Below are 22,576 nucleotides of genomic sequence, written 5' to 3'. Positions count from 1 at the left end.
TTTAATTGATGAGCAATATAAACAGTTGGAAGAGGCGTTGGATCGATAACGTCTAGCAACTATCAGGAGGAAGGGGTTTCCATAATCCATAAATTCCATAAAAGAAACAGAAATCAGTTGAATGAAACCTTGGTGTTTTGCCTACTCGCTTAAAAAGTTAGTTGCATCAAACCAAGGTTTTATTGATGATTAATTTAATACTAGAAAAGTTTTTGTGAATCGGTAAAAAGGAGGCACGTGAATGAATCGGAAAGCGCTCATGAACAAAAGTATCGACTATATTTTGGCGCATCTTGAGGAGCCGCTTTCGATTGAGGATGTGGCGAGGCAGATTTCTTTTTCGAAGTATTATTTTTGCCGATTATTTAAGGAAGAGACTGGGGAAAGTGTCTATTCGTTTATCAAACGTATGCGTGTCGAGCAGAGTGCGATTGATCTGAAGCTGCAGATGGATAAGCGGATTACGGATATTGGGTTGGATTATGGGTATAGTGCGTCCAATTTCAGTTCTGTGTTTAAGGGGTATTATCGGCTTTCACCTCAGGCTTATCGGAAGTCGCTAGAGACGGCTACGGTTTCGAATCCGTTTGTTCCTGCTAAACAGGAAGTGCTGGACGGCTTTGATGCGTATCAATCAAAGGTGAGGATCAGAGAGTTGAAGGAACAGCACGTGATGTATGAACGAACGCTGGGGAATTATCAGGAATTGAAGGATCGTTGGGCTTCACTGATAGAAGAGAGTGCCTATTATGATGAGACCACGGTTCTGATCGAAAAATTTTACAATGATCCGGCCGCTGCGACGGAAGAGAACAGTATTTGTGATCTTTGTTTGACCCTCACTGAAGCGTTACCGGATGAACAGACGATGGTGATAGCCGGCGGAAAATACGCGGTGTTTCCTTATGAGGGGACGATCGAGGGCATTTTTCGAGTCATGCAGGGGCTTTTCCGAATGTGGTTGCCGAAAAGTGGCTATCGGATGCGGGAAAACTATGGATTGACGATCTATCAAGGAATTGATTGGGAACGGGAGTATGTGCAGCTGGAGATGTGCATTCCAATTAAATAGCGCAAGAATTCAGAAGTCGAACAGAAAATTCTTTTCTACAATAAGGTTATCTTAATCAGATAATGTTGTTGTAGAGAAGAATTTTTTTAGTGAGGAGTGAGAGGATGGAAAAGGTGTTTCCACCTTATATTGGGCGTTAGACTGACTGGTTAATTAGGAAAAAAGGAGACGAGTCATGCCGAAGATGAAATCCCATAGCGGACTAAAGAAACGAGTAAAGCAAACAAAAAGCGGCAAAGTAAAGCGAAATAAAAAAGGCAGTGCTCGTTCCGCCTATGTTGAGCAAGCAGATATGGCCGCCGTAAAAAAGGGTCTATTGAAGTAATCATGCGTCTGTCAAATCAGTTGTCTGCGGAAAATCGAAAGAAGATTTTCCGCAGATTTTTTACTAATCAAGCGATGAAGCGGAATCTGCTGGATTCTCAAAATTGAGCAAGTTTCTCGACCTTTCTTAGCTGAATTTAGTTGTAGCCAAGAAAAGTATTATACGACAATAAACCAGTGCTCAGAATAGTTGTCTGAGCACTGGTTTTAATAGTCGTAATTTTCGATGAACGCTGCTAAAGAATTTATATCTTTTTCAGATAATGCGCCAATTCTTTTTGGGTGTAGATTCTCTAAATTGAAACAAGCAGCTTCACCAATGTCTATCCAAGATGGTCGATCTAATCCAGCTTCCTTCCAATCTTGAATTTCGTAATACCGTTTTTGAATTTTCGCTGATTTTGTTGAATATTTAGACGTTATTCGAAAAACCTTCATACCAGATTTTGTCATTTGTAACAACAATACAGACCTGACTTTACCTTTTTCCTGAACCATCGTTATAAGGAACATAAAGGATGAATACGTCATTTTCACTATTCATCATCTTCGTCCAACCATTTTGTTCGTTCGTCTATGTTATCCAGTTGTTTTGTGGGAACGTTGTCTGCTGCTTTTGAAAGTCTGTTTATGGCTTTTTCACGGTCAGTTAATGCCAATGAGAAAGGAATTTCCCCCTGCGCGGCGACTCTCTTATATAATGCTGTGATAAGGACTGTCGGATTCAAACCTAAAGAATCTAGAACCAAATCGACATCTTGTGATAACTCTTTGTCAATATTTACTTGTATCTTCTTTTTTTTAGTTTTTTTATCTTTCAGTTCCATTTTGTATCACCTCATACTCTTAATGTACTCCTTCAAGCATTTATATTCAATGGAATAAGTCAATTGAAGTAAAACACCGTTACATCGGCTTTGGAGAATTGATTGAAATGGACGAGTGAATATCACCATCGTGTCTCACGATAGTTTATATGTAGACAGGTTGAAAAGGTCCTATAGGCGGGAATGCTCGTTTAGTTTCAGTTTTTTAACCATTTTTTTTATGGCACTCCAAATAATTGGTTTACTAGAGCTAAATGTAAAAAAGGAATCTTTTTCCATTCAAAAATAGTCAGCTCATTATGATGAGAAACTGTTATCTAATTAATAGCTATTATGAGTGAATGTGTCGCTTGATTAGGCGGTACAATCATATTGGTTGGAAAGTCATATAAATGAATAGAAAATATTTCTGTAATTTATCTTCGAGCTTTTGGAATTTATAATAATTATTATCAGCTTATCATTGTAAATATGATAAAAAATATCAAGTGTTTTCTTAAAAATTTGATTGTGTTACTATGAAGGCGTAATTTGAGGGGGACGATGATGATGAGAGTTTCAGAAACAGTTGAGGTTGGTCTTACTTATGAATGTCACGCGCTTGGGATTAAAAACAGTGTTATTGGAGTGGTGGAGCAGCTTTATGCGAATACAGTGGTAATCAATGTTCTTCGTTGTCATCAAAACGATCGGGCTACGGTGATCGAACTTCAGAATAAATTATTAGTGCGGTACGAAAATGTCTATGTGTGTAACGAAACAGCAGAATGTCGTGTTTGTCTCTAGAGAATCAGGTGAAAAATTTACTTGGAAAGACTTTTTTTATAACAAGTGTTCCAATTGATGTTTATTTATTAATATTATAATCTTATTATAGGCATTTTAATCTAACTATAATCAAACGTTAAGGGAGAGCAAATTTAATATGAAAATGACTGTAAATGTCACGGTTCCAAAAGCTGAAACAATCACTGATACACACAAAGAATTGGTAGCACGCGCGAGAGAAACCTTATTGGGGAAACAAAAAGCAACACCTATCGCTTTATTAGGGACGCAACAGGTGGTAGGAATGTATTATTGGATTCTTTGCGAGGTAGAGCTGCCAGAAAATCGCGGAGAAACATTGACGGTCTATCAGATTTATCAAAGTCCGAGTGATGAAGTGGCCTTGATTGAGGCTAAGCCATATGAAAACCCGTCATCAACGATCAACCAACTCAAAATTTCAGCATAAAAAGTACGAGCAATGGAGTGGCAAAGGCCAACAGGAATCCATTGCTTTTTTTGCGGACTGGCATAGCTTGAATGCTGGTTATTCATTTAACGTTTTCCATCAGGCGTGATCGTTCTCCTTGCAAGCACATTCGTTATGATCAATATAAAAGAGGACGAAAGATAAGTTTCGTCGAACAAAACGTTGCCTAGTGGTTCATAGGCGGCGTTTTTCTCTATTTTCAACAGGAAGCAGAGTTCATTTCATTTTATCCCTTGCGATTGCCGTAATTAAAACACCGTTGACTATACCTAATAGTAGTGTTACTATAAGTAATATAGAAAACGTTTGCTAAGGAGTAGTGATTGTGATGGATATTATTATACTAGGGCTTTTAATGATGCAGAAGTGTACGATTTACGAAATGCGCAAACTGATTGAGAACAGATTTTCTCTCATTAGCAGTAATAGCATGGGCAGTATTCAGGCGGCAATTAAAAAGTTGTCCGCTAAAAATATGATTATTTTTAGTGAGTCTGTAGAAAATGGCGTTAACAAAAAGGTGTATGAAATTACGACTGAGGGGAAGGACTATTTTTATTCCGGCATATCTGCACCTATGCTGTATAAAGAAAAGAATATGGAATTATGCAAATTCTTCTTTATGGGATTCGCGGATAAAGAGAAACGGGTCGAATTGATTGATGCCTACATTGGCGAGTTGGAAAAGGAACTTGCTGTGTTGGAAGGAGTGAACGCGATCGTTTCTCCCCGTCATGCTCCGAAAGGCGAGGAGCTTGCTGCAATGCACGAAAAAGGTGCGGCTCATGAAATAACAGAAGAGACGGTTAGGGACATCACTGTTTTCCAGTATGCCACACTTGATTTATCCATCGACAAGATACGGTTTGAAATTGGTTGGTTTCAAGATTTCAAGAAAAAGGTTGTTGCCATGGAAGGGGGTAATTTGTAATGGCTCATGAGCTGGCTATTTCATTGCAGGCGGTGGAAAAAGCTTGGGGCAATAAGAAGGTCTTAAAGGGTGTTGATCTATCTGTGCCCAAAGGCAGTATTTATGCTTTGCTTGGTTCCAACGGAGCGGGGAAGACAACGACTATAAAGATCCTTTCCACCTTGATTCACTTGGATAGTGGTGTGGCGAAGATCTGCGGCTATGATGTTACCCGTCAGCCGGAGCAGGTACGTGAGCAAATTAGTCTGACCGGTCAATTTGCGGCTGTGGATGACGTGCTGACTGGACGTGCGAACCTGCGTTTAATTGGGGCGCTGCGCCATCTTCCCGATGCCACTACTCAAGCGGACGAATTGCTGAAACGCTTTGGGCTGGAAAATGCCGCCGAGCAACCGGTGTCCACCTACTCCGGCGGTATGCGACGCAGGTTGGATATTGCGATGAGCATGATGGGCGATCCGGCTATAATATTTTTGGATGAACCTACTACCGGGCTTGATCCGCAAAGCAGAGCTGCAATGTGGAGGATTATCAAGGAGTTAGCCGGTTCGGGAGCGACTATTTTATTATCGACGCAATATCTTGAAGAGGCGGAGCACTTGGCGGACCGAATAGCGATATTGGACGATGGTGTGATTGTTGCTGAAGGGACACCAGGAGAACTAAAACAGAAACTTCCTCAAGGAGTCATCGAGTTTGCTTTTCAAAATAGGGAGGATATTTTCACTGTATCGGAGCTGCTTTCAGACTTTAAAACAACCTCAAATGAGGACATGCTTTCATTAACAGTGGTAACGGATGGGAGCATGGAGCAACTTACCGAAATCTTTACCCGGATAAAGGAATGCGGCGTAGAAACATCTAGTTTCACACAGAAACTACCGACATTGGAAGATGTTTTCTATATTTTGATTGGCGATAAAAAGGAGGCAGTGAAACAATGACGACATTAACAAGGGCTGTAACTGACACAAAAACGATGACAAAACGGAACCTGCTGAAATCATTTGGCAGTCCCGACACGCTGATAGAAAATGCTATTTCTCCTGTGTTAACACTGATGATTTTTGTTTTTGTTCTTGGCGGCGCTATGGATATGGGCGATAGTTCCATGAGCTATGTAAATTATATTGTCCCAGGTGTCATTGTATTATGTATCGGGCAATGCAGTACCGCAACGGCGGTTAGTGTAAGTCTTGATATTGCGAAGGGGATAATTGACCGTTTTCGCTCGATGCCGATTGCCAAATCATCTGTATTGACCGGGCGAGTGATAGAGGCTGTTCTGCGTACCATGTTGACCGTTATATTGGTATTCGTGATTGCTTTGGCAGTGGGATTTCGACCAGTCGCAGGATTTGGAGGATGGGCTGCCGCTATGGCGGTACTATTCCTGTTTAGTTTAACAATAAACTGGATTTCCGTTGCCTTCGGACTTTTAGTAAAAAGCCCTGAAGGAGCAGGCGCATTTACGATGTTTGTTCTGCTGTTTGCTTATCTTAGCGCTGGATTTATTCCAACGGCTTCGCTTCCTAAAGTCCTTCGTTTATTTGCTGAAAACCAACCGCTAACGCAAGTGATTGATGCGGTTCGGGCACTGTTACTCAATGATCCTCCGGGAAATAGCTTATTCTTGGCTGTGATATGGTGTGTGGCATTATTGATTGTGGCATTTGTTTTGGCGATGCAAATCTATCAGAAAAAACTAGCAAGATAGCTGTTACGACTGAAAGGCACTTCGAGTCCTCTTGACCCGAAGTGCCTATTTATTTTTTCCCGAAGAGACTGACGTAGCGGCGAATCACGTAGTCAAAGAAGAACGTTAAGGGATAGGTCCCGATTTGGACATAGTTTTGGCTAGTGACCTGGATCGTCTGAGTAAACAAATTGGTCAGCGTATTTTTCGTATTTTGCGTAATAAAAATCGACTGTGCGGGACTGTTGTTGATCAAGCGAGTCAGCTCTGGGTCCTTCGTTAAGAGTGTTCCATAGGAGGAAATCAGAATGATTAACGCTTGATCGTTCAAGCCTTTGATGAGCTCCTTTTGTAAGGGTTCGGTTTCTCCGAGATAGAGAATTTTTCCGCTGGAAAGAAAGGAGACCTGGACTTCCTTGGCGATTTCTAAGGTTGCGCTGTAGCCCAGCAAAACCACCTCAGAAGCATCGTGGATTTTTTGCAGCAGCTGATCGATTTCAGGAATGTCAATCGATTTCAGAACGTCCTTAATGGACGTAATGATCTCGTCACTGTAATTTTCCAAATATTCCTTTGGGTCTGTTTGAAGCAGACGGTATTCCTGTTCGTTCATACGCAGTCCATTATAAGGTGGCATTCCCACCAAATTTCCTAAGGTCTTTCGCAGATCATTAAAGGAAGAAAAACCAAAATGACGGCTAAAGCGTGTCAGGGTCGCTGGCGAGACGTAGCATGTATCGGCAATTTCAGAAATGGTCATGGATTGGACCGCTTCTGAATGAGTCAGCAGGTAAATAATGATCTTGGAATAGCTGGTTTCTTTTCCATTGACATTTAAGTAGGTTAAAAAATCTAAGAGATTAGACAAAGGGTAGTTCACTCCAATCAAAGCATTCATTTTCATAAATGTGAAAATGGGATAGTCAAGATGAAAATGGCATCTAAAACATGAAAAGCTGCTTGCCCGTTCTTATGATAAGATGAAGGAAATCAAGCATGTCAATTATACAATAGACTTGAATGGAAAAGGAAGGATGAAGAGCATGAGTGGATTTCCTAAGGATTTTTTATGGGGTGGAGCAACGGCGGCCAATCAATTTGAAGGCGCTTTTTTGGAAGATGGTAAAGGCTGGTCTACAGCGGATACGGCTCGTTACGTGAAGGAAGACGGCATCGATATGCATAGCATCACAAAACCAATGACGACGGCTGATGTAGAAGCGGCGATGGCAGATAAAGAGGGCGTTTACCCGAAACGCTACGGGATCGACTTTTATCATCGCTACAAAGAAGACATCGCACTGTTTGCGGAAATGGGCTTTAAGACCTTCAGACTATCGATCTCTTGGCCGCGAATCTTCCCGAATGGCGATGAAAGTGAACCGAATGAAGCAGGCTTGGCTTTTTATGACGCCGTTTTTGATGAGCTGTTGAAATATGATATTGAACCTTTAGTGACGATCTCCCACTATGAATTTCCGTTGGGCTTGGCCTTTAAACAAAATGGCTGGGAGTCGCGGAAGACGATCGCGGCTTTTGAAAAGTATGCACGGGTTCTTTTCAACCGTTATAAGGATAAGGTCAAATACTGGCTGACCTTCAATGAAATCAATATCATCGGGATGACTGGGTATTTGAGCGGCGGGATTTTAGCTGATAAGACAGAGAATATGCTGCAGGCGCAGTTTCAGGCGGCGCACCATCAATTCATCGCTAGTGCATTGGCGGTGAAAGCATGCCATGAAATCATTCCGGATGCGAAGATTGGCTGTATGCTGGCTCGAATGGAGGCCTATCCTGAGACCTGCAACCCGCTAGATGTGCTGGAGGGAGTCTATGGGGATCATATCAATCTGTTCTTTTCGGATGTCCAAATTCGTGGATATTACCCAAGCTACATGAACAAATTTTTCCGAGACAACAAGATCACGATCAAAAAAGAGTCTGGTGATGATGAAATTCTGCGTGCTGGCACGGTCGATTACATGTCCTTCAGTTATTATATGAGCAGCATTGCGACCCATGAAAAAGAAGGCGAAGAGGTCGGCGGCAATTTGCTGGGCTCGAAGAAAAATCCGTATCTAAAAGCCAGTGACTGGGGCTGGCAGATTGATCCGGTTGGTTTGCGAATCACGCTGCATAAGCTGTATGACCGGTACCAAATTCCATTATTTATCGTTGAAAACGGCTTGGGCGCAAAAGATGTCGTAGAGGCAGACGGCGCCATCCATGATCCTTACCGCATTGATTATTTGCGGGATCACATCAAGGAAATGGAACTGGCTATCGATGAAGGTGTTGACTTAATGGGCTATACGCCATGGGGCTGCATAGACTTAGTCAGCGCAAGCACGAGCCAAATGTCTAAACGCTATGGCTTCATCTATGTGGATTTAGACGATGAAGGACAAGGAACCTTGAAGCGCTCTAAAAAAGATTCCTTTGAATGGTATAAAAAAGTGATTGCGACAAATGGGGCGGAGTTGGATTAGGTGCCCTCGGAGAATGGCGTTTTTTAGAGGCATCGCGTGAGCAAGCCTTCTTAGAAATCCTATTGCCAAAACGACAGTGTAAAATAGAAAAGTAAGATAGAAGGAGCAGTGACAAAAGACGTGTCACAGCTCCTTCTATCTTTATTTGACTATTCATTCCTATCTCTCTATTGCTAAAGGTTTTCCTCAACCGCAACGAAAAGATCCTTTCCAGGGTTAGTGGGAGAGGGAAATTGTTGACTACACCTTCAAAAAAACAATAGATAATTCTGATTAGAATAATTCTGTTCATAATTATTCTAATCAGAATTATCTTTGAAAATATGCTATACTTCTTTTAAAGAACCGAGACAGATAAATGCAGTTGGGTACGTTCATGTAAACTAAAACTGGAGGAATACAGAAATGTTTGTCGGTAGAAAAAAAGAATTAGCTATTCTCGAGAAATTATATAAGAAACCTAGCTTTGAAATGGCTGTCGTTTATGGCCGAAGACGTGTTGGGAAAACGCGTCTTATTTCAGAATTTGCAAACGGAAAACGAACGATATTCTTCTCAGCGAAAGAGGTGAATGATCGTTTAAACATTAATGGGTTTTTACAAGCGATTCAGGAAATAGTCGGTGAACGTTACGCACCTAACATTGACAATTGGGAAGATGCCTTTAATTACTTGTATGAAAAAACAAAAGGGGACAAAATTGTTTTAATTATCGATGAATATCCTTATGCAGCAAAAGCGAATAAGTCTTTGAATTCGATTCTTCAACATTTTATTGATCATAAACTCGATCGTGATAGTACTATTTTTCTCATTCTTTGTGGTTCGCAGGTGAGCTTTATGGAAGATGAAGTATTAGCCGAAAACAGTCCGCTTTTTGGCCGAAAAACTACGCCTATTTATGTCGGAGAACTGGATTATATCGATGCAGCAAAATTCCTTGAAGGTTACTCCAATGAAGACAAAATAAAATTTTATTCTTGCATAGGGGGGATTCCGTACTATCTTTCCCAAGTAGATCAGAACTTATCCTTTGATGAAAACATGGAAGAACTTTATTTTGATATTTATGGCGGTCTGTTTTCAGAACCCATTATGGTGTTGCATCAAGAATTGCCAGAGCCGAAACTATATAATTCGATTCTACAATCCATTGCAAGTGGCGCGAACACGCTTGAACAAATTCGGCAGGCAACGTATATTGAAAAAAGTACGTTGAGTAAATACCTTAAAACATTAGTGAACATGCGGATTATCCAGCGGAAACTACCTTTCGATGTTGATCCGTTAAAGAGTAAAAATTCTCACTATACATTAGCGGATAATGTCTATCGTTTTTGGTTTCGTTATGTTTTCACGAATCAAGAAGAAATCGAGCGTGGACGAGGGAAACGGTTATATCAAAGAGAAATTAAAGAAACAATGAATGAATTCATTGGTGCCCCTGCGTTTGAAGAAATCTCCATGAACTATTTATATTTCTTAGATGAGTTGGAAGAATTGCCATTCTTTCCAAAACGTACAGGTTCGTGGCGAGGAAAAAAGCAAAAGGGAGATGCGGAGGAACGTGAATTTGATCTTGTGATGGAAAACAAGAAAGAGAAGAAAATTTTGATTGGTGAATGCAAATGGCGAAATCAATTGAAGACGGTTAAGGAAATTCAAAAATTAATGAGTCACGCTGCCTATTTACCGGGATATGATGCGTATTATTTCTATTTCTTCTCGAAAACTCCTTATCCAGAGCAAGCACGTGAGCTAGAAAAAATCCACGAAAACCTAGTATTAGTGACCATCGATGATTTGTTCGATGAGAAGCTAAACGCGCTTCATTAAGCAGGAGAGGATCACGTCTATTTGTAGCCGATGTACAATTGAATAATTGTCTATACGTTCAAGGAATGATTCCGTTTATTCCTTGAACGTTTTTTCTGTTCTTTTTTTTAATGCTTCATCAATTTAATGGGACGCAAAACCTTGGTATTAAGCGGTTTTCCTGTTCTATTCTATGGATTTTCTCTTTAGAATTAGAACTATAGGATGGACGTTGGGTGAGTGGGTCATTAATGGGGGAATAGGTATGAAAAAAAGGAATTATCAGAGTTGGTTTGGTACTAGAAGGAAGAGGGAATTTTGGGTTTGGACCGTCATTGTGTTAATCCTGTTCTTAGGAAATTATCTAATGATTCCGATAACGGTTTCTGGTGTTGATGCTACGGCTATTGATACTTCTGTTGCTACGTCTACAGAGGGCAAGGCTCTGCCTACAGTTTCGGATGAACCTGAGTTTCACCCGTATTCTGAGAGTACGTCTTCTTCGGTCGTAAATGAATCTGTAAGTTCACCAAAACCGGCTACGTCTGAAACGAATGAATCGCAACAAAAAAGCCTCATTCAAGACGCTAATAAGCCATTGGGTAACCTTGTGAATCCAGATGAATGGATGTGGACGAATAAGGATGGCAGGGCGGTAATAACAAGCTATTCGGGTGATCCAGAACACATTGAGATTCCAGCGACAATGAATGGATTGCCTGTTGAAATTGATCTAGAGGCGGTACTTGGCGATGTGTTAGAGGAAAAAACAAAAAACTTTTCAATTGAGGCTTCAGCACTGGGCTCTCCTCCAGTGAAAATCACAGGGACGTTTCATGGACTGTTTGCTACAGTTTACGGTGGATCTAGAGTGGAGGGGACAGCACCGATTGAGTCGGTCAGCTTTGGGAATGCGGATACTTCTGCGATTACGGATATGAGCTATATGTTTGCTCAGTGTCAATCGTTGAATACATTGACCATCGGAGGAATAGATACACAAAATGTGAAAACGATGCATAAAATGTTTAGTTCCTGTAACAGCTTGACAGGACTAACGTTGACGAATTTTAGTACAAAAAATGTGACTGACATGGGGCGGATGTTTGAAAATTGCAGTAAACTCGTAGCTCTCGACGTTTCAAGCTTTGATACCGAGAATGTGACTGATTTCTCTTACATGTTTCGTTATTGCGGCAGCGTCTCATCTTTAGATTTAACTAATTTTGAAACGCAGAATGGCGAAACGATGCAGAACATGTTTGATCGCTGTCATAGTCTGAAAACATTGGATTTATCGAGTTTCGTTACGAGCAGTGTTACGAATATGGATTACATGTTTGGTAACTGCAAAGAGTTGCTGACTATTAAAATGGAAAACTTTGATACATCGAATGTCACAACGATGGCGCATATGTTTAGTAATTGTTCAAAGTTAGTCTCCTTGGATCTTTTGAGCTTTGATACGAGTAACGTGACGAACATGTCTTACATGTTTGCTGGTTGTCCCGTATTAACATATTTAAAAATCGGACACTTTAATTCTGCAAAGGTCACGGATGTCTCGTATATGTTTCATAATTGCTTGGCACTTTCTGCTTTGGATTTGGTAAATTTCAACACGTCAAGCGTAACTTCTGGCTATCGAATGTTTGGAGGCTGTAACACGCTCAATCAATTAAGAATCAGCGGGAAATTTACCATTCACTCCGACTTTGAATTGTTGGCGCTCTCTGCCCCTAGTAATGAAGGGAAAACTCTTACCTATTGGGTACGGGATGATGAGATGGAAATCTACGATTCGACAAAGGCGCTGATGGATGCGCATAATCAATTAGACGAAACCGCTGTTCACACCTATACGATTCAGAATAGTCATCTTGTCAGCTTTGATTTGGCTGGGGGGAGTGGCGATCCGATTCAAGAGCAATGGGTTTTTGAAAATAAGACAGTGGTTGACCCAGGCTATAGTGGAACAAAGGCTCATCATCAATTTAACGGATGGCGGTCAGAAGCAGAACCATTCGATTTTCAAACAAAAATTACCGAGCCAGTGATCCTAACCGCAGATTGGACAAAGGATTCCTATCAGGTTCGCTATCACGCAAATACGGGACAGGGAACGATGCCTAATCAGGTCTTTGAGTATGATCAAGAAAGCACATTGAGCGCAACGCTCTTTTCGAAGGAAGGCTATACGTTTAAGGCGTGGAATTCAAAAGCGGATGGGACAGGTGAGAAAACATATAACGATGGTCAGTCAGTGAAAAACCTCTCCGATGTAAATGGTGCGACGATCAATCTGTATGCGCAATGGCAGCCGATTAGTTATACTGTCAGCTTTGATAGTGAGGGTGGTTCAGCGGTAGATGCTCAGAAGTATACGATTGAAACTGGCATCACTTCCTTCCCTTCGCCAAGTAAAAAGGGCTATGCTTTCCTTGGCTGGTATGAAAACGGGAAAAAAATCGAGGCTATTCCAATTGGTGAAACGGAAAATCGTTTATTGACAGCGAAGTGGGAGGCCCTTGAGTACAGGATTACATTTGATGATCCAACTCTTTCTCCAATCACCTATACGATTGAATCTGAAACGATCAAGCTGCCCATAGTAACAAGAGCTGGTTATACTTTCTTAGGCTGGTTGGTCTCTGAAAAGGCAGAGCAATCTGTCCTGCCGCAGAATGGAAAAATTGTGCTGGAAATTCCTAAAGGAACGACAGGTGATGCGAATCTGCTGGCACAGTGGCAGCAAAACCAATACACTATACGCTTCGAACCCAATGGCGGAACGGGCGAAATGTCCGCTCTGACTATAAACTATGACGAAACCGCCAAGTTATCAGCCAATCGTTTTACGCGAGCTGACCATTTGTTTACCCATTGGAATACACAAGCGGATGGCAAAGGCACGACATACACAGATGCTCAAAACGTACGGAATTTGACAGCTGAGGCGAATGGCTCCGTCCTCCTGTATGCGCAATGGCAGCCAGCCAAAACAGCGCTGGAAGACTTAGTTAACAAAGAAAAAGAGACCAAACGGAACAAACAAGATTATACAGACGAAAGCTGGAAAAAATACGCGGAAGCACTGGCGGTTGCAGAGCAGGTTTTGGCAGATCCGGAGGCAACGTCGGAGCAGGTGGTTGCAGCATTAAGTGGTCTACAAGAGGCAATCACGCAGTTGAAACGGAATGTTCCTATGGCGACCAAGATACAAAGTCCGTCATCAAGTACGGGAGTAGGAAAAACGTCTCCAACGGCGAGTTCAAAGGGGAAGAGTTATCCTCAAGCAGGGCTAATTGTAAGCTCAGGTTTGACGATTGTCGGATTAGCAATTATTGGGGCAACGATCGCGCTCTGGAGGATGAAAAAGAACAAGTAAAGAGTTATTGAAAGGCACTGAAGATCATGAAGCAAAATGGTCTTCAGTGTTTTTTAGACAATACGACAGCAGATAGAAATGAAACCTAGGATGTCGGATGTCCGCTACGAAGAGTCAGTGAAACCTGTATATTTTGTGCAAGCCAGTCAAGAAAATTATGCCATCCAATAACCATAACAATTAAGGAACCTTTTTATTATTATGTTCTTTTTTTTGGAAATTCATTAAGTTAATGGGCGCAAGTTTAGAGGTAGAAAGCTAGTAATCTATTCTTTTCTAAAGATATTTTATTTAAAATTAGAGCTATAGGAATCGTATTTTGTTACTTAGTTTACAAGGAAGGTGTAAAAATGAAAAAACTATTACGTAGCTTGTTACTATTCATTATGCTTTTTCATAACTTCGTACCATTAGGACAACTGGTTTATTCTGAAACAATATCTGAAACTTCAAAAAACGCTGTTTCGACCGAAATGACTTCGACTACAGCTGATCAGACCACTCAAAGTACAAAAGCAGACACACAACCAACAACGACAGCCCCGTCATCAGATATCCAACATGAGACTCAACCAGCAACTGTTTCGCTAACTCAAGAAGAAAACACGTTCAGCACTACGAGACCCTCCGCTGTCCGATCCAATGAACAAAAGAATAAGAAAGCTGAAGGACCTACTTCGTTACAATTAGCGAAGGAACCTACACCTGCAATCACGATTGATTACAAGAGGGAATTATTACTAGACTTTGATTCAACTGCGAAGTACAAATTGATTTTAGGAACTACCGAACTTAGAGTAGAAAATGTCTCGGAGTACAAAATCACAGATGACATGATGGGAAAAACCAGTCATGGAAACGACTGGAAAATTATTCGTGTAGCTAGTGACACAAGTAAACAGGACAGTGATCCATTCACCCTGAATATTCCGATGCGCAACATAATCTCATCAAATTATATAACGTCGAGAGATGAGACCGTCAAGGGCGCTAATGATGGACGATTGAACATGAATTTTACCTCGTTTGCGGTGGAATATCGGAAAAAAGGTGCAGAAAATTGGACGCCAGTCGTGGGAATGTCGGTCACCGGACTAGCTCCGGGGACCTACGAAGCACGCTATCAAGCGACAGATACATCCTTCGCCAGTCTATCGCGAGAGTATGAGATCAAGGCCGGGTTAGAAAAGGAAGTAACGCCAAAAATAACAATCGATTTCAAAAAGGAATTATTACTGGGCTTTGATTCAACTGCGAAGTACAAATTGACTTTAGGAAATACCGAACTTACAGTTGAGAATGCCTCGGAGTACAAAATTACAGATGACATGATGGGGAAAACCAGTCATGGAAACGAATGGGAAATTATTCGAGTAGCTAGTGACACAAGTAAACAGGACAGTGATCCATTCACCCTGAATATTCCGATGCGCAACATAATCTCATCAAATTATATAACGTCGAAAGACGAGACCGTCAAGGATGCAAATGATGGACGATTGGACATGAATTTTACCTCGTTTGCGGTGGAATATCGGAAAAAAGGTGCAGAAAATTGGACGCCAGTCGTGGGAATGTCGGTCACCGGACTAGCTCCGGGTACCTACGAAGCACGCTATCAAGCGACAGATACGTCTTTCGCCAGTCTATCGCGAGAGTATGAGATCAAGGCTGGTTTAGAAAAGGAAGCAACGCCAAAAATAACTATTGATTACAAGAAAGAACGACTATTAGGCTTTGATTCAACTGCGAAGTACAAATTGACTTTAGGAAATACTGAACTTACAGTTGAGAATGCCTCGGAGTACAAAATTACAGATGACATGATGGGAAAAACCAGTCATGGAAACGACTGGAAAATTATTCGAGTAGCTAATGATGCTGCTAAACAGGACAGTGATCCATTCACCCTGAATATTCCGATGCGCAACATAATCTCATCAAATTATATAACGTCGAGAGATGAGACCGTCAAGGGCGCTAATGATGGACGATTGAACATGAATTTTACCTCGTTTGCGGTGGAATATCGGAAAAAAGGTGCAGAAAATTGGACGCCAGTCGTGGGAATGTCGGTCACCGGACTAGCTCCGGGGACCTATGAAGCACGCTATCAAGCGACAGATACATCCTTCGCTAGTCTATCGCGAGAATATGAGATTAAGGCGGGGTTAGAAAAGGAAGCAACGCCAAAAATAACAATCGATTTCAAAAAGGAATTATTACTGGGCTTTGATTCAACTGCGAAGTACAAATTGACTTTAGGAAATACTGAACTTACAGTTGAGAATGCCTCGGAGTACAAAATTACAGATGACATGATGGGAAAAACCAGTCATGGAAACGACTGGAAAATTATTCGAGTAGCTAATGATGCTGCTAAACAGGACAGTGATCCATTCACCCTGAATATTCCGATGCGCAACATAATCTCATCAAATTATATAACGTCGAGAGATGAGACCGTCAAGGGCGCTAATGATGGACGATTGAACATGAATTTTACCTCGTTTGCGGTGGAATATCGGAAAAAAGGTGCAGAAAATTGGACGCCAGTCGTGGGAATGTCGGTCACCGGACTAGCTCCGGGGACCTATGAAGCACGCTATCAAGCGACAGATACATCCTTCGCTAGTCTATCGCGAGAATATGAGATTAAGGCGGGGTTAGAAAAGGAAGCAACGCCAAAAATAACAATCGATTTCAAAAAGGAATTATTACTGGGCTTTGATTCAACTGCGAAGTACAAATTGACTTTAGGAAATACCGAACTTACAGTTGAGAATGCCTCGGAGTACAAAATTACAGATGACATGATGGGAAAAACCAGTCATGGAAACGACTGGAAAATCATTCAAGTAGCTAGTGACACAAGTAAACAGGACAGTGATCCATTCACCCTGAATATTCCGATGCGCAACATAATCTCATCAAATTATATAACGCCGAAAGATGAGACCGTCAAGGATGCAAATGATGGACGATTGGACATGAATTATAACTCGTATGCGGTGGAATGTCGGGAAAAAGGTGTAGAAAATTGGACGCCAGTTGAAGGAACGGCGGTCACCGGACTAGCTCCGGGAACCTACGAAGCGCGTTATCAAGCGACAGATACATCCTTCGCCAGTCTATCGCGAGAGTACGAGATCAAGGCAGGACCCGAGAGACAGGAAAGCTTGCAAGTTGAACCAAAAAGTCTAGATTTTGAGGCGCCTCTTGGTTATGATCCTAACGCCTTACTAAAGGAAATCACTATCACGAATAGTAGTGAAGATAAGGTTACGAATATCGCACTAACAACAAGCGAAACAGCGGCATTTAAAATCGAAAATACCGTGATAAATGAACTGGATGCAGGAAAGAGTGTCAATTTTACTATCGCTCCAGTGGAAGACTTAGCCGTAGGGATTTATAAAATGACTGTAGATATTTCTAGCGACAACGCGGTTACGGTATCGATCCCGGTTTCCTTCGAGGTGTTCGCAGAAGGAAAAGTTGTCGTACGTTATCAGGATGATAAAGGAAAGAACATCGCTGATACTGAAGTGTTTTCTGGAAAAATCGGTGAGCGTTTTACCACTGAACGTAAAGAAATTGAAGGATACCACTTTAAGGAAGTTCAGGGTAATTCTTCTGGAACGTTTAGTGAAAAAGAGCAAACGATTACGTATGTTTATACTAAACAAGAGACTGTCCCTGAAAAAGGCGGGGATGTGACGGTGAACTATGTAGATGAAGCTGGCAAAAAGCTTGCTGAATCTGAGCTTCTTTCAGGGAATATCGGAGCCGCCTATGAAACGAAACAAAAGACTATTAAAGGCTATTCCTTCAAAGAACTTCAAGGAAACGCTAAAGGGAACTTCACCTCAAAAGCACAAACTGTGACGTATATTTACAAAAAGACCGCGGTATCTGGTGTTACGAACGCTACTAAACCAAAAAGCGGAGGAACTACAAGTCAAAAAGGTAGTGTCAGTTCTCAAAAAGCGTTACTGAAGGCTGGAGAAACAAGAAACCGCCTCGTTGTTTTCTCAGGATTAGTCTTTGTAACTTGTTCTATCATCAGCCTCTATGTAAAAAGGAAATATCAGATGACCGATGAATAGTGAGAAACGAGGCGAGCCATGTAAAAAAGGTCCGATAAAAGCTGGATTAAAACCCTTTTTCCCTCTATAATATTAGTTAATCTGTGAAGGAGTGAACAGATTACTGAAGATCAATCATAAAAACGAAAACCTATTTAGAGCGTTATTCTAAGTAGGTTTTTTTAGAATGGAGAAGTGAAATGGGAAAAATCATCTTTTTAGATATTGATGGCACATTATGTAATGACAGCGGAGTGGTACCTGAAAGTGCCGCAAATGCTATTATCCAGTCGTATGAAAAAGGGCACCGTTTCTTTTTGTGTACTGGGCGTTCGAAGGCGGAGATTCCAGCGGACGTTCTCGCTTTGCCGATCAGCGGAATTATCGGTGCTGGCGGGGGCTACTGTGAGGTTGACGAAGAAGTGATTCTCCATCAGGTGTTTGATCCAGAAGAGTTAAAGAAGCTCGTGGACTTCTTAGAAGAGAACGGTGTTGAGTACTATCTTGAGTCCAATCAAGGGCTGTTTGCGAGTGCTAATTTGCAGAACCGGTTAATTGAGTTAACATTGAATGGTTTAGCTGAAAATTCAGCAGAAGGTCAAGAGAAAATAAACGGGATACGCTGGTTTTTGGATCTTTTGATTGATGATCCTGAACGCATCGATTATGAGGATGTCAACAAGCTGTCCTTTGTCAATCAGGCCATTCCATATGAGGTCATCCATGCGAAGTATCACGGTGATTTCCATATGTTGCGAAGTACTGTTCCCGCTTTTGGTCCAGACAGCGGTGAAATCGGACTGAGAAATATCAACAAAAAGACCGCCATTGAAACATTGTTGGCACACATTGGTCAGGAGAAAAAAGACTGCCTAGCCTTTGGTGACGGTGAGAATGATATCCCGATGTTCGAAGCAGTCGCGACTGGGATCGCGATGGCCAATGCCCATGAAAATCTAAAGGCTGTCGCTGATGAGGTCACTTATACCTCTGATGAAGGTGGAATTGCGTATATGTTGGAGAAAATGGGGCTTGTTTAATTAGTAATGGTTAAAGACCGATTCTCTTGTGGAGGATCGGTCTTTTTAGTGACTGTTCATTGCGAAGTACATGTCGGTTCTCAGGATGGGGTCATTCGTACACGGATTATCTGTGAAACAGCATCTTTCAAGTTTTCAAAATCACTCGATTCATCGGTAGCGATGGATACGACGAGATCGATACCTTCTTGTACATCAAATTGAACGGAATAGCCATTAAGCTGCAGAAAAATATCTACTGCCATCATAGCTGTACGTTTATTTGCATTATGAAAGGGATGTTTTTTAATCAGATTGATCATTAGGATGGCTGCTTTTTCCTCGATAGTTACATAAAGTTCACGACCGAATACGTGTTGAGCAGGTTGATTTACGCCTCTCTTTAAAGCATTTATGTCTTTGATTCCCAACTGCTCATCCGGTGAATAATTCACTATTTGAAACGCGTTCATCTTTGAAATATCCTCTGTCCTTAAATAGTGGATCGTCATCTATCTACCAATTCTTTATAGAGTTCATCGTGCTTCTGAACGGATTTTGCAATCATCATTTCTAATTTTTTTTGATGCTCGTCCTTTACTTCCTTTTTTGCAAAAGCTTCTTTAAGCTTCTCCTCATCAACGAAAACAATATCTGATTCACTCGCACCAATACTCTCCAAAAATTCTTTTGAGAGAGTAACGACAACTGAATTTCCTATTTTTCGAAGTTTTCTTTCTTGAATCGCCATCATAAGTCCCACCTTTCGTATATCTCGTGTATCCAGTATATCATGATCGATGAAAGATAGCGATTTGACTAATTGTTGTTAAGTGAAAGTTAGATAATGAGATTCACAACGCCTGTTCATCCATAGTAAGATAGAATTAAACCAATTGTTAAATTTAGGAGGAAATATGGAAGAACGCTATCAAGCTGCTCACAAGTACTCAATTTACAATAAAAAAATGCTAGAAAAATCTGAGTTATGCGGTTGTTTCTATTGCTGCCTGCTGTTTCAATATGAAGGCATCAAGGAGTGGATTGATGGAACTCCCGACCCGACCGCATTGTGTCCTAACTGCGGTATTGATTCAGTTATCCCGCGAAGTGAGGAGTACTCGTTATCGGTAGAATTTCTAGAGGAGATGCGAGGTGTTTGGTTTTGGTAGATAGATTAGTATCTTAGAGCACTCATTGCTTGAGAAACTAATTTATTTAAGGACTCGCATATGATACATTAATGGAAAATACAGTTGATTGGAGGTATTTACTCATGGTAACACCGTACATCTTATTCGATAGGCAATGCGAAGAGGCGATGCAATTTTATGAACGGGTTTTTTCTGGTGAAAAGAAGAATATCATGAAATACAATGATTATGTTCCAGCAGGTGTAGAGGAAGATGTCAGTAACTATGTGCTGCATGGAGAGATGGAGCTCTTCGGCACACCGTTTACCTTTGCAGATGAAGTAGCCAAGCCGGTGATTGTCGGAAATAACATGCATTTGACGATCCATCCGAAAGACGTGGAGGAAGCGACCAAGATGTTTGCTGCGCTGAAAGAAGGCGGCGAGGTCTTTCTTCCGCCAACCGAGACCTTTTATAGTCCGTTCCATGCTTCGGTTAAGGATAGGTTTGGTATTGTTTGGAATATTATTGTTGTATAGAAAGCAAAAGCTTCTCGTTCACGTCAGGGATTGGTTGGCGTGAACGAGAAGCTTTTTTATGAGAATTGAAGCGGTGGATGCTATCAATTACGGTCTAAAAATTAATTCCATCTAAAAAAATAAAAGAAATTCAATTAATACGATCATTGCAAAAAACGTAAGGGCTTTAATTGGAGAACGATATTTTTTATTTTTTCCCATTACCTTCACTTCCTCGACGAAAACAACATTCGATTCATTCACTCTGATAAGCTCTGAAAATTCTATTGAGAGAGGGTTTCCAGCAGTATCCCCAATTTTTCGAAGTTTTCTTTCATGAAATCCCCTATGAAACCGACCTTCCTATATCCGGTATATCATGATAGTTGAAGTGCAAAAGTAGAACTTCTTTTTATCAGTCGAATAACGCGATAGAGTCTTTTTTAATAGTGAAGAGATCAAAAAATAGCCTACAGAGATTTTTTACAAGAGCTACTTATATGCTATAATAATATATATTAAATAGCACGAAAGTAGGTTTAAGTATGAATAAAAAAGATGAAGCCTTAGAGATTGCTAACAGGAATAATGGAATTCTATTAACTAAACAAATTACTGATGCGGGAATTTACCGGAGTGCTTTGCAGGAACTGGAAGCAGAGGGAAAAATAATAAGAGTTCAACATGGTGTTTATGTCACGCCGGATGGATACGTTGACGATTTTTTTCTGCTACAACACAGATTTCCAAAAGGAATCTACTCTCACGAAACGGCATTGTATTTATTAGGCTATTCCGATCGTGTGCCGCTTAAAATCGTAATGACTTTTCCTCAAGGTCAGTCATCTACAAGGATGAGAAAAGCTAACATTCGACCAGTAATGATTTCAAAGAATTATGAAATAGGCAAAACAATTATTAATAGAAATGGGAGGGCTCTTTCTGTCTATACTATTGAGCGAACCCTCGTGGATTTACTAAAGCCGCGCTATGATAGCGATATGGAGCAGTTAATACCAGCGTTAAAACGTTATGCCAATAGTACAGAGAAGGATGTTAACAGACTGTTTCAATATGCAAAATTATTTGGAGTGGAAAAGAAAATGAATGATTATATGGGGGTATTATTATGATTTTCAAAAACGCTATGAGTTTTAAGGCAAAAATTAATCAAATTGCTAAAGAAAAGGGGATACCCGCACAACAAGTACAACAAAACTATCTAATAGAGATTTTTTTGGAAAAATTAGCTAGATCTAAGTATAGAGATAACTTTATCATTAAAGGTGGTTATTTGATTGGAGGGATGATTGGAATAGATTTGCGAGCTACAATGGATCTTGATACGACAATTGTGGGGATTGAATTAAGTTCTGAAAATTTGTATTCGATTGCCGAGGAGATAGTAAAGGTTCAAACTGAAGAATCATTCCAGTTATCAGTGCTGGGTGTTGAAAATATACGAGAAAAGGACCAATACCCAGGATTAAAAATAAAGCTAATTGCTAATTTTGAAAGAATCCATGAAGTAGTTGCGATTGACGTTACAACAGGAGATGCGATCACCCCAAAAGAAATAGATTTCGAATTTGAAAAAATGTTTAGCGATGAAAAAATTCAAGTTTGGTCCTATCCTATAGAAAATGTTCTTGCAGAAAAATTAGAAACCATTTTATCTAGAGGGATCGCTACGACTAGACCGCGTGATTTTTATGATGTCTTCATGTTGAGTAGTGTTCGATCAAGCAAAATAGATTACGTCATTTTAGGTCAAGCCTTAGAAAATACTAAAGAAAAGAGAAGGTCTACTTTTGACCTTAAGGATTATGATTCAATTTTAAGTGAAATTCATCTATCGGACTTCCAACAACAATTATGGATTAAATATCAGAATCAATACCCCTATGCAAAAGAGATTAGTTTTGATTCAGTTATTCATTCAATAACAAAACTAATATCAAAAATTTATGAGAGCGATCATTAAAATATTACTGTTTATAAGAAAGAGAACCTTG

Annotated in this window: 21 protein-coding genes; 16 read left to right on the top strand and 5 right to left on the bottom strand. The window is 40.6% G+C overall.

Annotated features, from left to right (window positions below; translation table 11 throughout):
• The first annotated feature begins 241 nt into the window (after positions 1–241).
• Positions 242–1,072 (top strand): AraC family transcriptional regulator, encoded by an 831-nt coding sequence (locus IGI44_RS18895; RefSeq protein ID WP_438789482.1) that lies wholly within the window; start codon positions 242–244, stop codon positions 1,070–1,072.
• A 175-nt stretch (positions 1,073–1,247) separates the two neighbouring features.
• Positions 1,248–1,397, top strand: coding sequence for a 50S ribosomal protein L35 (locus IGI44_RS18890; protein ID WP_438789481.1), 150 nt, complete (start codon positions 1,248–1,250; stop codon positions 1,395–1,397).
• Positions 1,398–1,603: 206 nt separating this feature from the next.
• Here IGI44_RS18890 and IGI44_RS18885 read toward each other — a convergent pair whose 3' ends face one another.
• Both IGI44_RS18885 and IGI44_RS18880 read right to left on the bottom strand, forming a co-directional pair.
• Positions 1,604–1,933: a hypothetical protein gene (locus IGI44_RS18885; RefSeq protein WP_438789480.1), complete on the bottom strand. Its 330-nt coding sequence runs from the start codon at positions 1,931–1,933 to the stop codon at positions 1,604–1,606.
• The gene (locus IGI44_RS18880; protein ID WP_438789479.1) at positions 1,933–2,223 is read right to left on the bottom strand and encodes a type II toxin-antitoxin system RelB/DinJ family antitoxin; all 291 of its coding nucleotides are present in this window, start codon (positions 2,221–2,223) and stop codon (positions 1,933–1,935) included. Before IGI44_RS18880 ends, IGI44_RS18885 begins: the two co-directional genes overlap by 1 nt.
• A 546-nt stretch (positions 2,224–2,769) precedes the next feature.
• On the opposite strand from IGI44_RS18880, the gene IGI44_RS18875 reads away from it, so the two are divergent.
• From IGI44_RS18875 to IGI44_RS18855, 5 genes are all read left to right on the top strand, one after another.
• The gene (locus tag IGI44_RS18875) at positions 2,770–3,009 is read left to right on the top strand and encodes a hypothetical protein (RefSeq protein WP_438789478.1); all 240 of its coding nucleotides are present in this window, start codon (positions 2,770–2,772) and stop codon (positions 3,007–3,009) included.
• A 139-nt stretch (positions 3,010–3,148) separates the two neighbouring features.
• Complete coding sequence (locus IGI44_RS18870; protein ID WP_438789477.1) at positions 3,149–3,460, top strand: hypothetical protein; 312 nt, start codon at positions 3,149–3,151, stop codon at positions 3,458–3,460.
• 349 nt (positions 3,461–3,809) lie between these two features.
• Complete coding sequence (locus IGI44_RS18865) at positions 3,810–4,412, top strand: PadR family transcriptional regulator (RefSeq protein ID WP_438790299.1); 603 nt, start codon at positions 3,810–3,812, stop codon at positions 4,410–4,412.
• Positions 4,412–5,356 carry an ATP-binding cassette domain-containing protein gene (locus IGI44_RS18860; RefSeq protein WP_438789476.1) on the top strand — a complete coding sequence of 315 codons (945 nt, stop codon included), beginning with the start codon at positions 4,412–4,414 and terminating at the stop codon, positions 5,354–5,356. The genes IGI44_RS18865 and IGI44_RS18860 overlap by 1 nt, the downstream gene beginning before the upstream one ends.
• Positions 5,353–6,129 (top strand): ABC transporter permease, encoded by a 777-nt coding sequence (locus IGI44_RS18855; RefSeq protein ID WP_438789475.1) that lies wholly within the window; start codon positions 5,353–5,355, stop codon positions 6,127–6,129. Before IGI44_RS18860 ends, IGI44_RS18855 begins: the two co-directional genes overlap by 4 nt.
• A gap of 49 nt (positions 6,130–6,178) precedes the next feature.
• Here IGI44_RS18855 and IGI44_RS18850 read toward each other — a convergent pair whose 3' ends face one another.
• Complete coding sequence (locus IGI44_RS18850) at positions 6,179–6,976, bottom strand: MurR/RpiR family transcriptional regulator (protein WP_438789474.1); 798 nt, start codon at positions 6,974–6,976, stop codon at positions 6,179–6,181.
• Positions 6,977–7,151: 175 nt separating this feature from the next.
• On the opposite strand from IGI44_RS18850, the gene IGI44_RS18845 reads away from it, so the two are divergent.
• The 5 genes from IGI44_RS18845 to IGI44_RS18825 all read left to right on the top strand — a co-directional run bounded on the left by IGI44_RS18845 (position 7,152) and on the right by IGI44_RS18825 (position 18,931).
• Complete coding sequence (locus IGI44_RS18845; RefSeq protein ID WP_438789473.1) at positions 7,152–8,600, top strand: glycoside hydrolase family 1 protein; 1,449 nt, start codon at positions 7,152–7,154, stop codon at positions 8,598–8,600.
• Positions 8,601–9,005: 405 nt separating this feature from the next.
• Positions 9,006–10,436 (top strand): ATP-binding protein, encoded by a 1,431-nt coding sequence (locus IGI44_RS18840; protein ID WP_438789472.1) that lies wholly within the window; start codon positions 9,006–9,008, stop codon positions 10,434–10,436.
• A 244-nt stretch (positions 10,437–10,680) separates the two neighbouring features.
• Positions 10,681–13,803 (top strand): BspA family leucine-rich repeat surface protein, encoded by a 3,123-nt coding sequence (locus IGI44_RS18835; protein WP_438789471.1) that lies wholly within the window; start codon positions 10,681–10,683, stop codon positions 13,801–13,803.
• 350 nt (positions 13,804–14,153) lie between these two features.
• Entirely contained in the window at positions 14,154–17,912 is a 3,759-nt protein-coding gene (locus IGI44_RS18830; RefSeq protein WP_438789470.1) for a MucBP domain-containing protein, read from the top strand.
• 179 nt (positions 17,913–18,091) lie between these two features.
• Positions 18,092–18,931: an HAD family hydrolase gene (locus IGI44_RS18825; protein ID WP_438789469.1), complete on the top strand. Its 840-nt coding sequence runs from the start codon at positions 18,092–18,094 to the stop codon at positions 18,929–18,931.
• 80 nt (positions 18,932–19,011) lie between these two features.
• Here IGI44_RS18825 and IGI44_RS18820 read toward each other — a convergent pair whose 3' ends face one another.
• Entirely contained in the window at positions 19,012–19,422 is a 411-nt protein-coding gene (locus IGI44_RS18820; protein WP_438789468.1) for a type II toxin-antitoxin system death-on-curing family toxin, read from the bottom strand.
• Positions 19,419–19,661, bottom strand: coding sequence for an addiction module antitoxin (locus IGI44_RS18815; RefSeq protein WP_438790298.1), 243 nt, complete (start codon positions 19,659–19,661; stop codon positions 19,419–19,421). Before IGI44_RS18815 ends, IGI44_RS18820 begins: the two co-directional genes overlap by 4 nt.
• A 166-nt stretch (positions 19,662–19,827) precedes the next feature.
• Here IGI44_RS18815 and IGI44_RS18810 point away from each other — a divergent pair, with 166 nt between their 5' ends.
• The 4 genes from IGI44_RS18810 (at position 19,828) to IGI44_RS18795 (ending at position 22,545) form a co-directional block, all read left to right on the top strand.
• On the top strand, positions 19,828–20,082 hold the full coding sequence (locus tag IGI44_RS18810; RefSeq protein ID WP_438789467.1) for a cytoplasmic protein: 255 nt from the start codon (positions 19,828–19,830) through the stop codon (positions 20,080–20,082).
• 104 nt (positions 20,083–20,186) lie between these two features.
• Positions 20,187–20,582: a VOC family protein gene (locus IGI44_RS18805; RefSeq protein ID WP_438789466.1), complete on the top strand. Its 396-nt coding sequence runs from the start codon at positions 20,187–20,189 to the stop codon at positions 20,580–20,582.
• Between the two features lie 524 nt (positions 20,583–21,106).
• Positions 21,107–21,694, top strand: a complete 588-nt coding sequence (locus IGI44_RS18800; protein WP_438789465.1) for a type IV toxin-antitoxin system AbiEi family antitoxin domain-containing protein — start codon at positions 21,107–21,109, stop codon at positions 21,692–21,694.
• Complete coding sequence (locus tag IGI44_RS18795; RefSeq protein ID WP_438789464.1) at positions 21,691–22,545, top strand: nucleotidyl transferase AbiEii/AbiGii toxin family protein; 855 nt, start codon at positions 21,691–21,693, stop codon at positions 22,543–22,545. Before IGI44_RS18800 ends, IGI44_RS18795 begins: the two co-directional genes overlap by 4 nt.
• The last annotated feature ends 31 nt before the right edge of the window (positions 22,546–22,576 follow it).

Source organism: Enterococcus sp. DIV0756 (genome assembly GCF_051710745.1).
In the GTDB taxonomy this organism is placed as follows: domain Bacteria; phylum Bacillota; class Bacilli; order Lactobacillales; family Enterococcaceae; genus Enterococcus_A.
The sequence above is the reverse complement of the archived record's forward strand: the minus strand, read 5'-3'. Positions and strand labels throughout refer to the sequence as shown.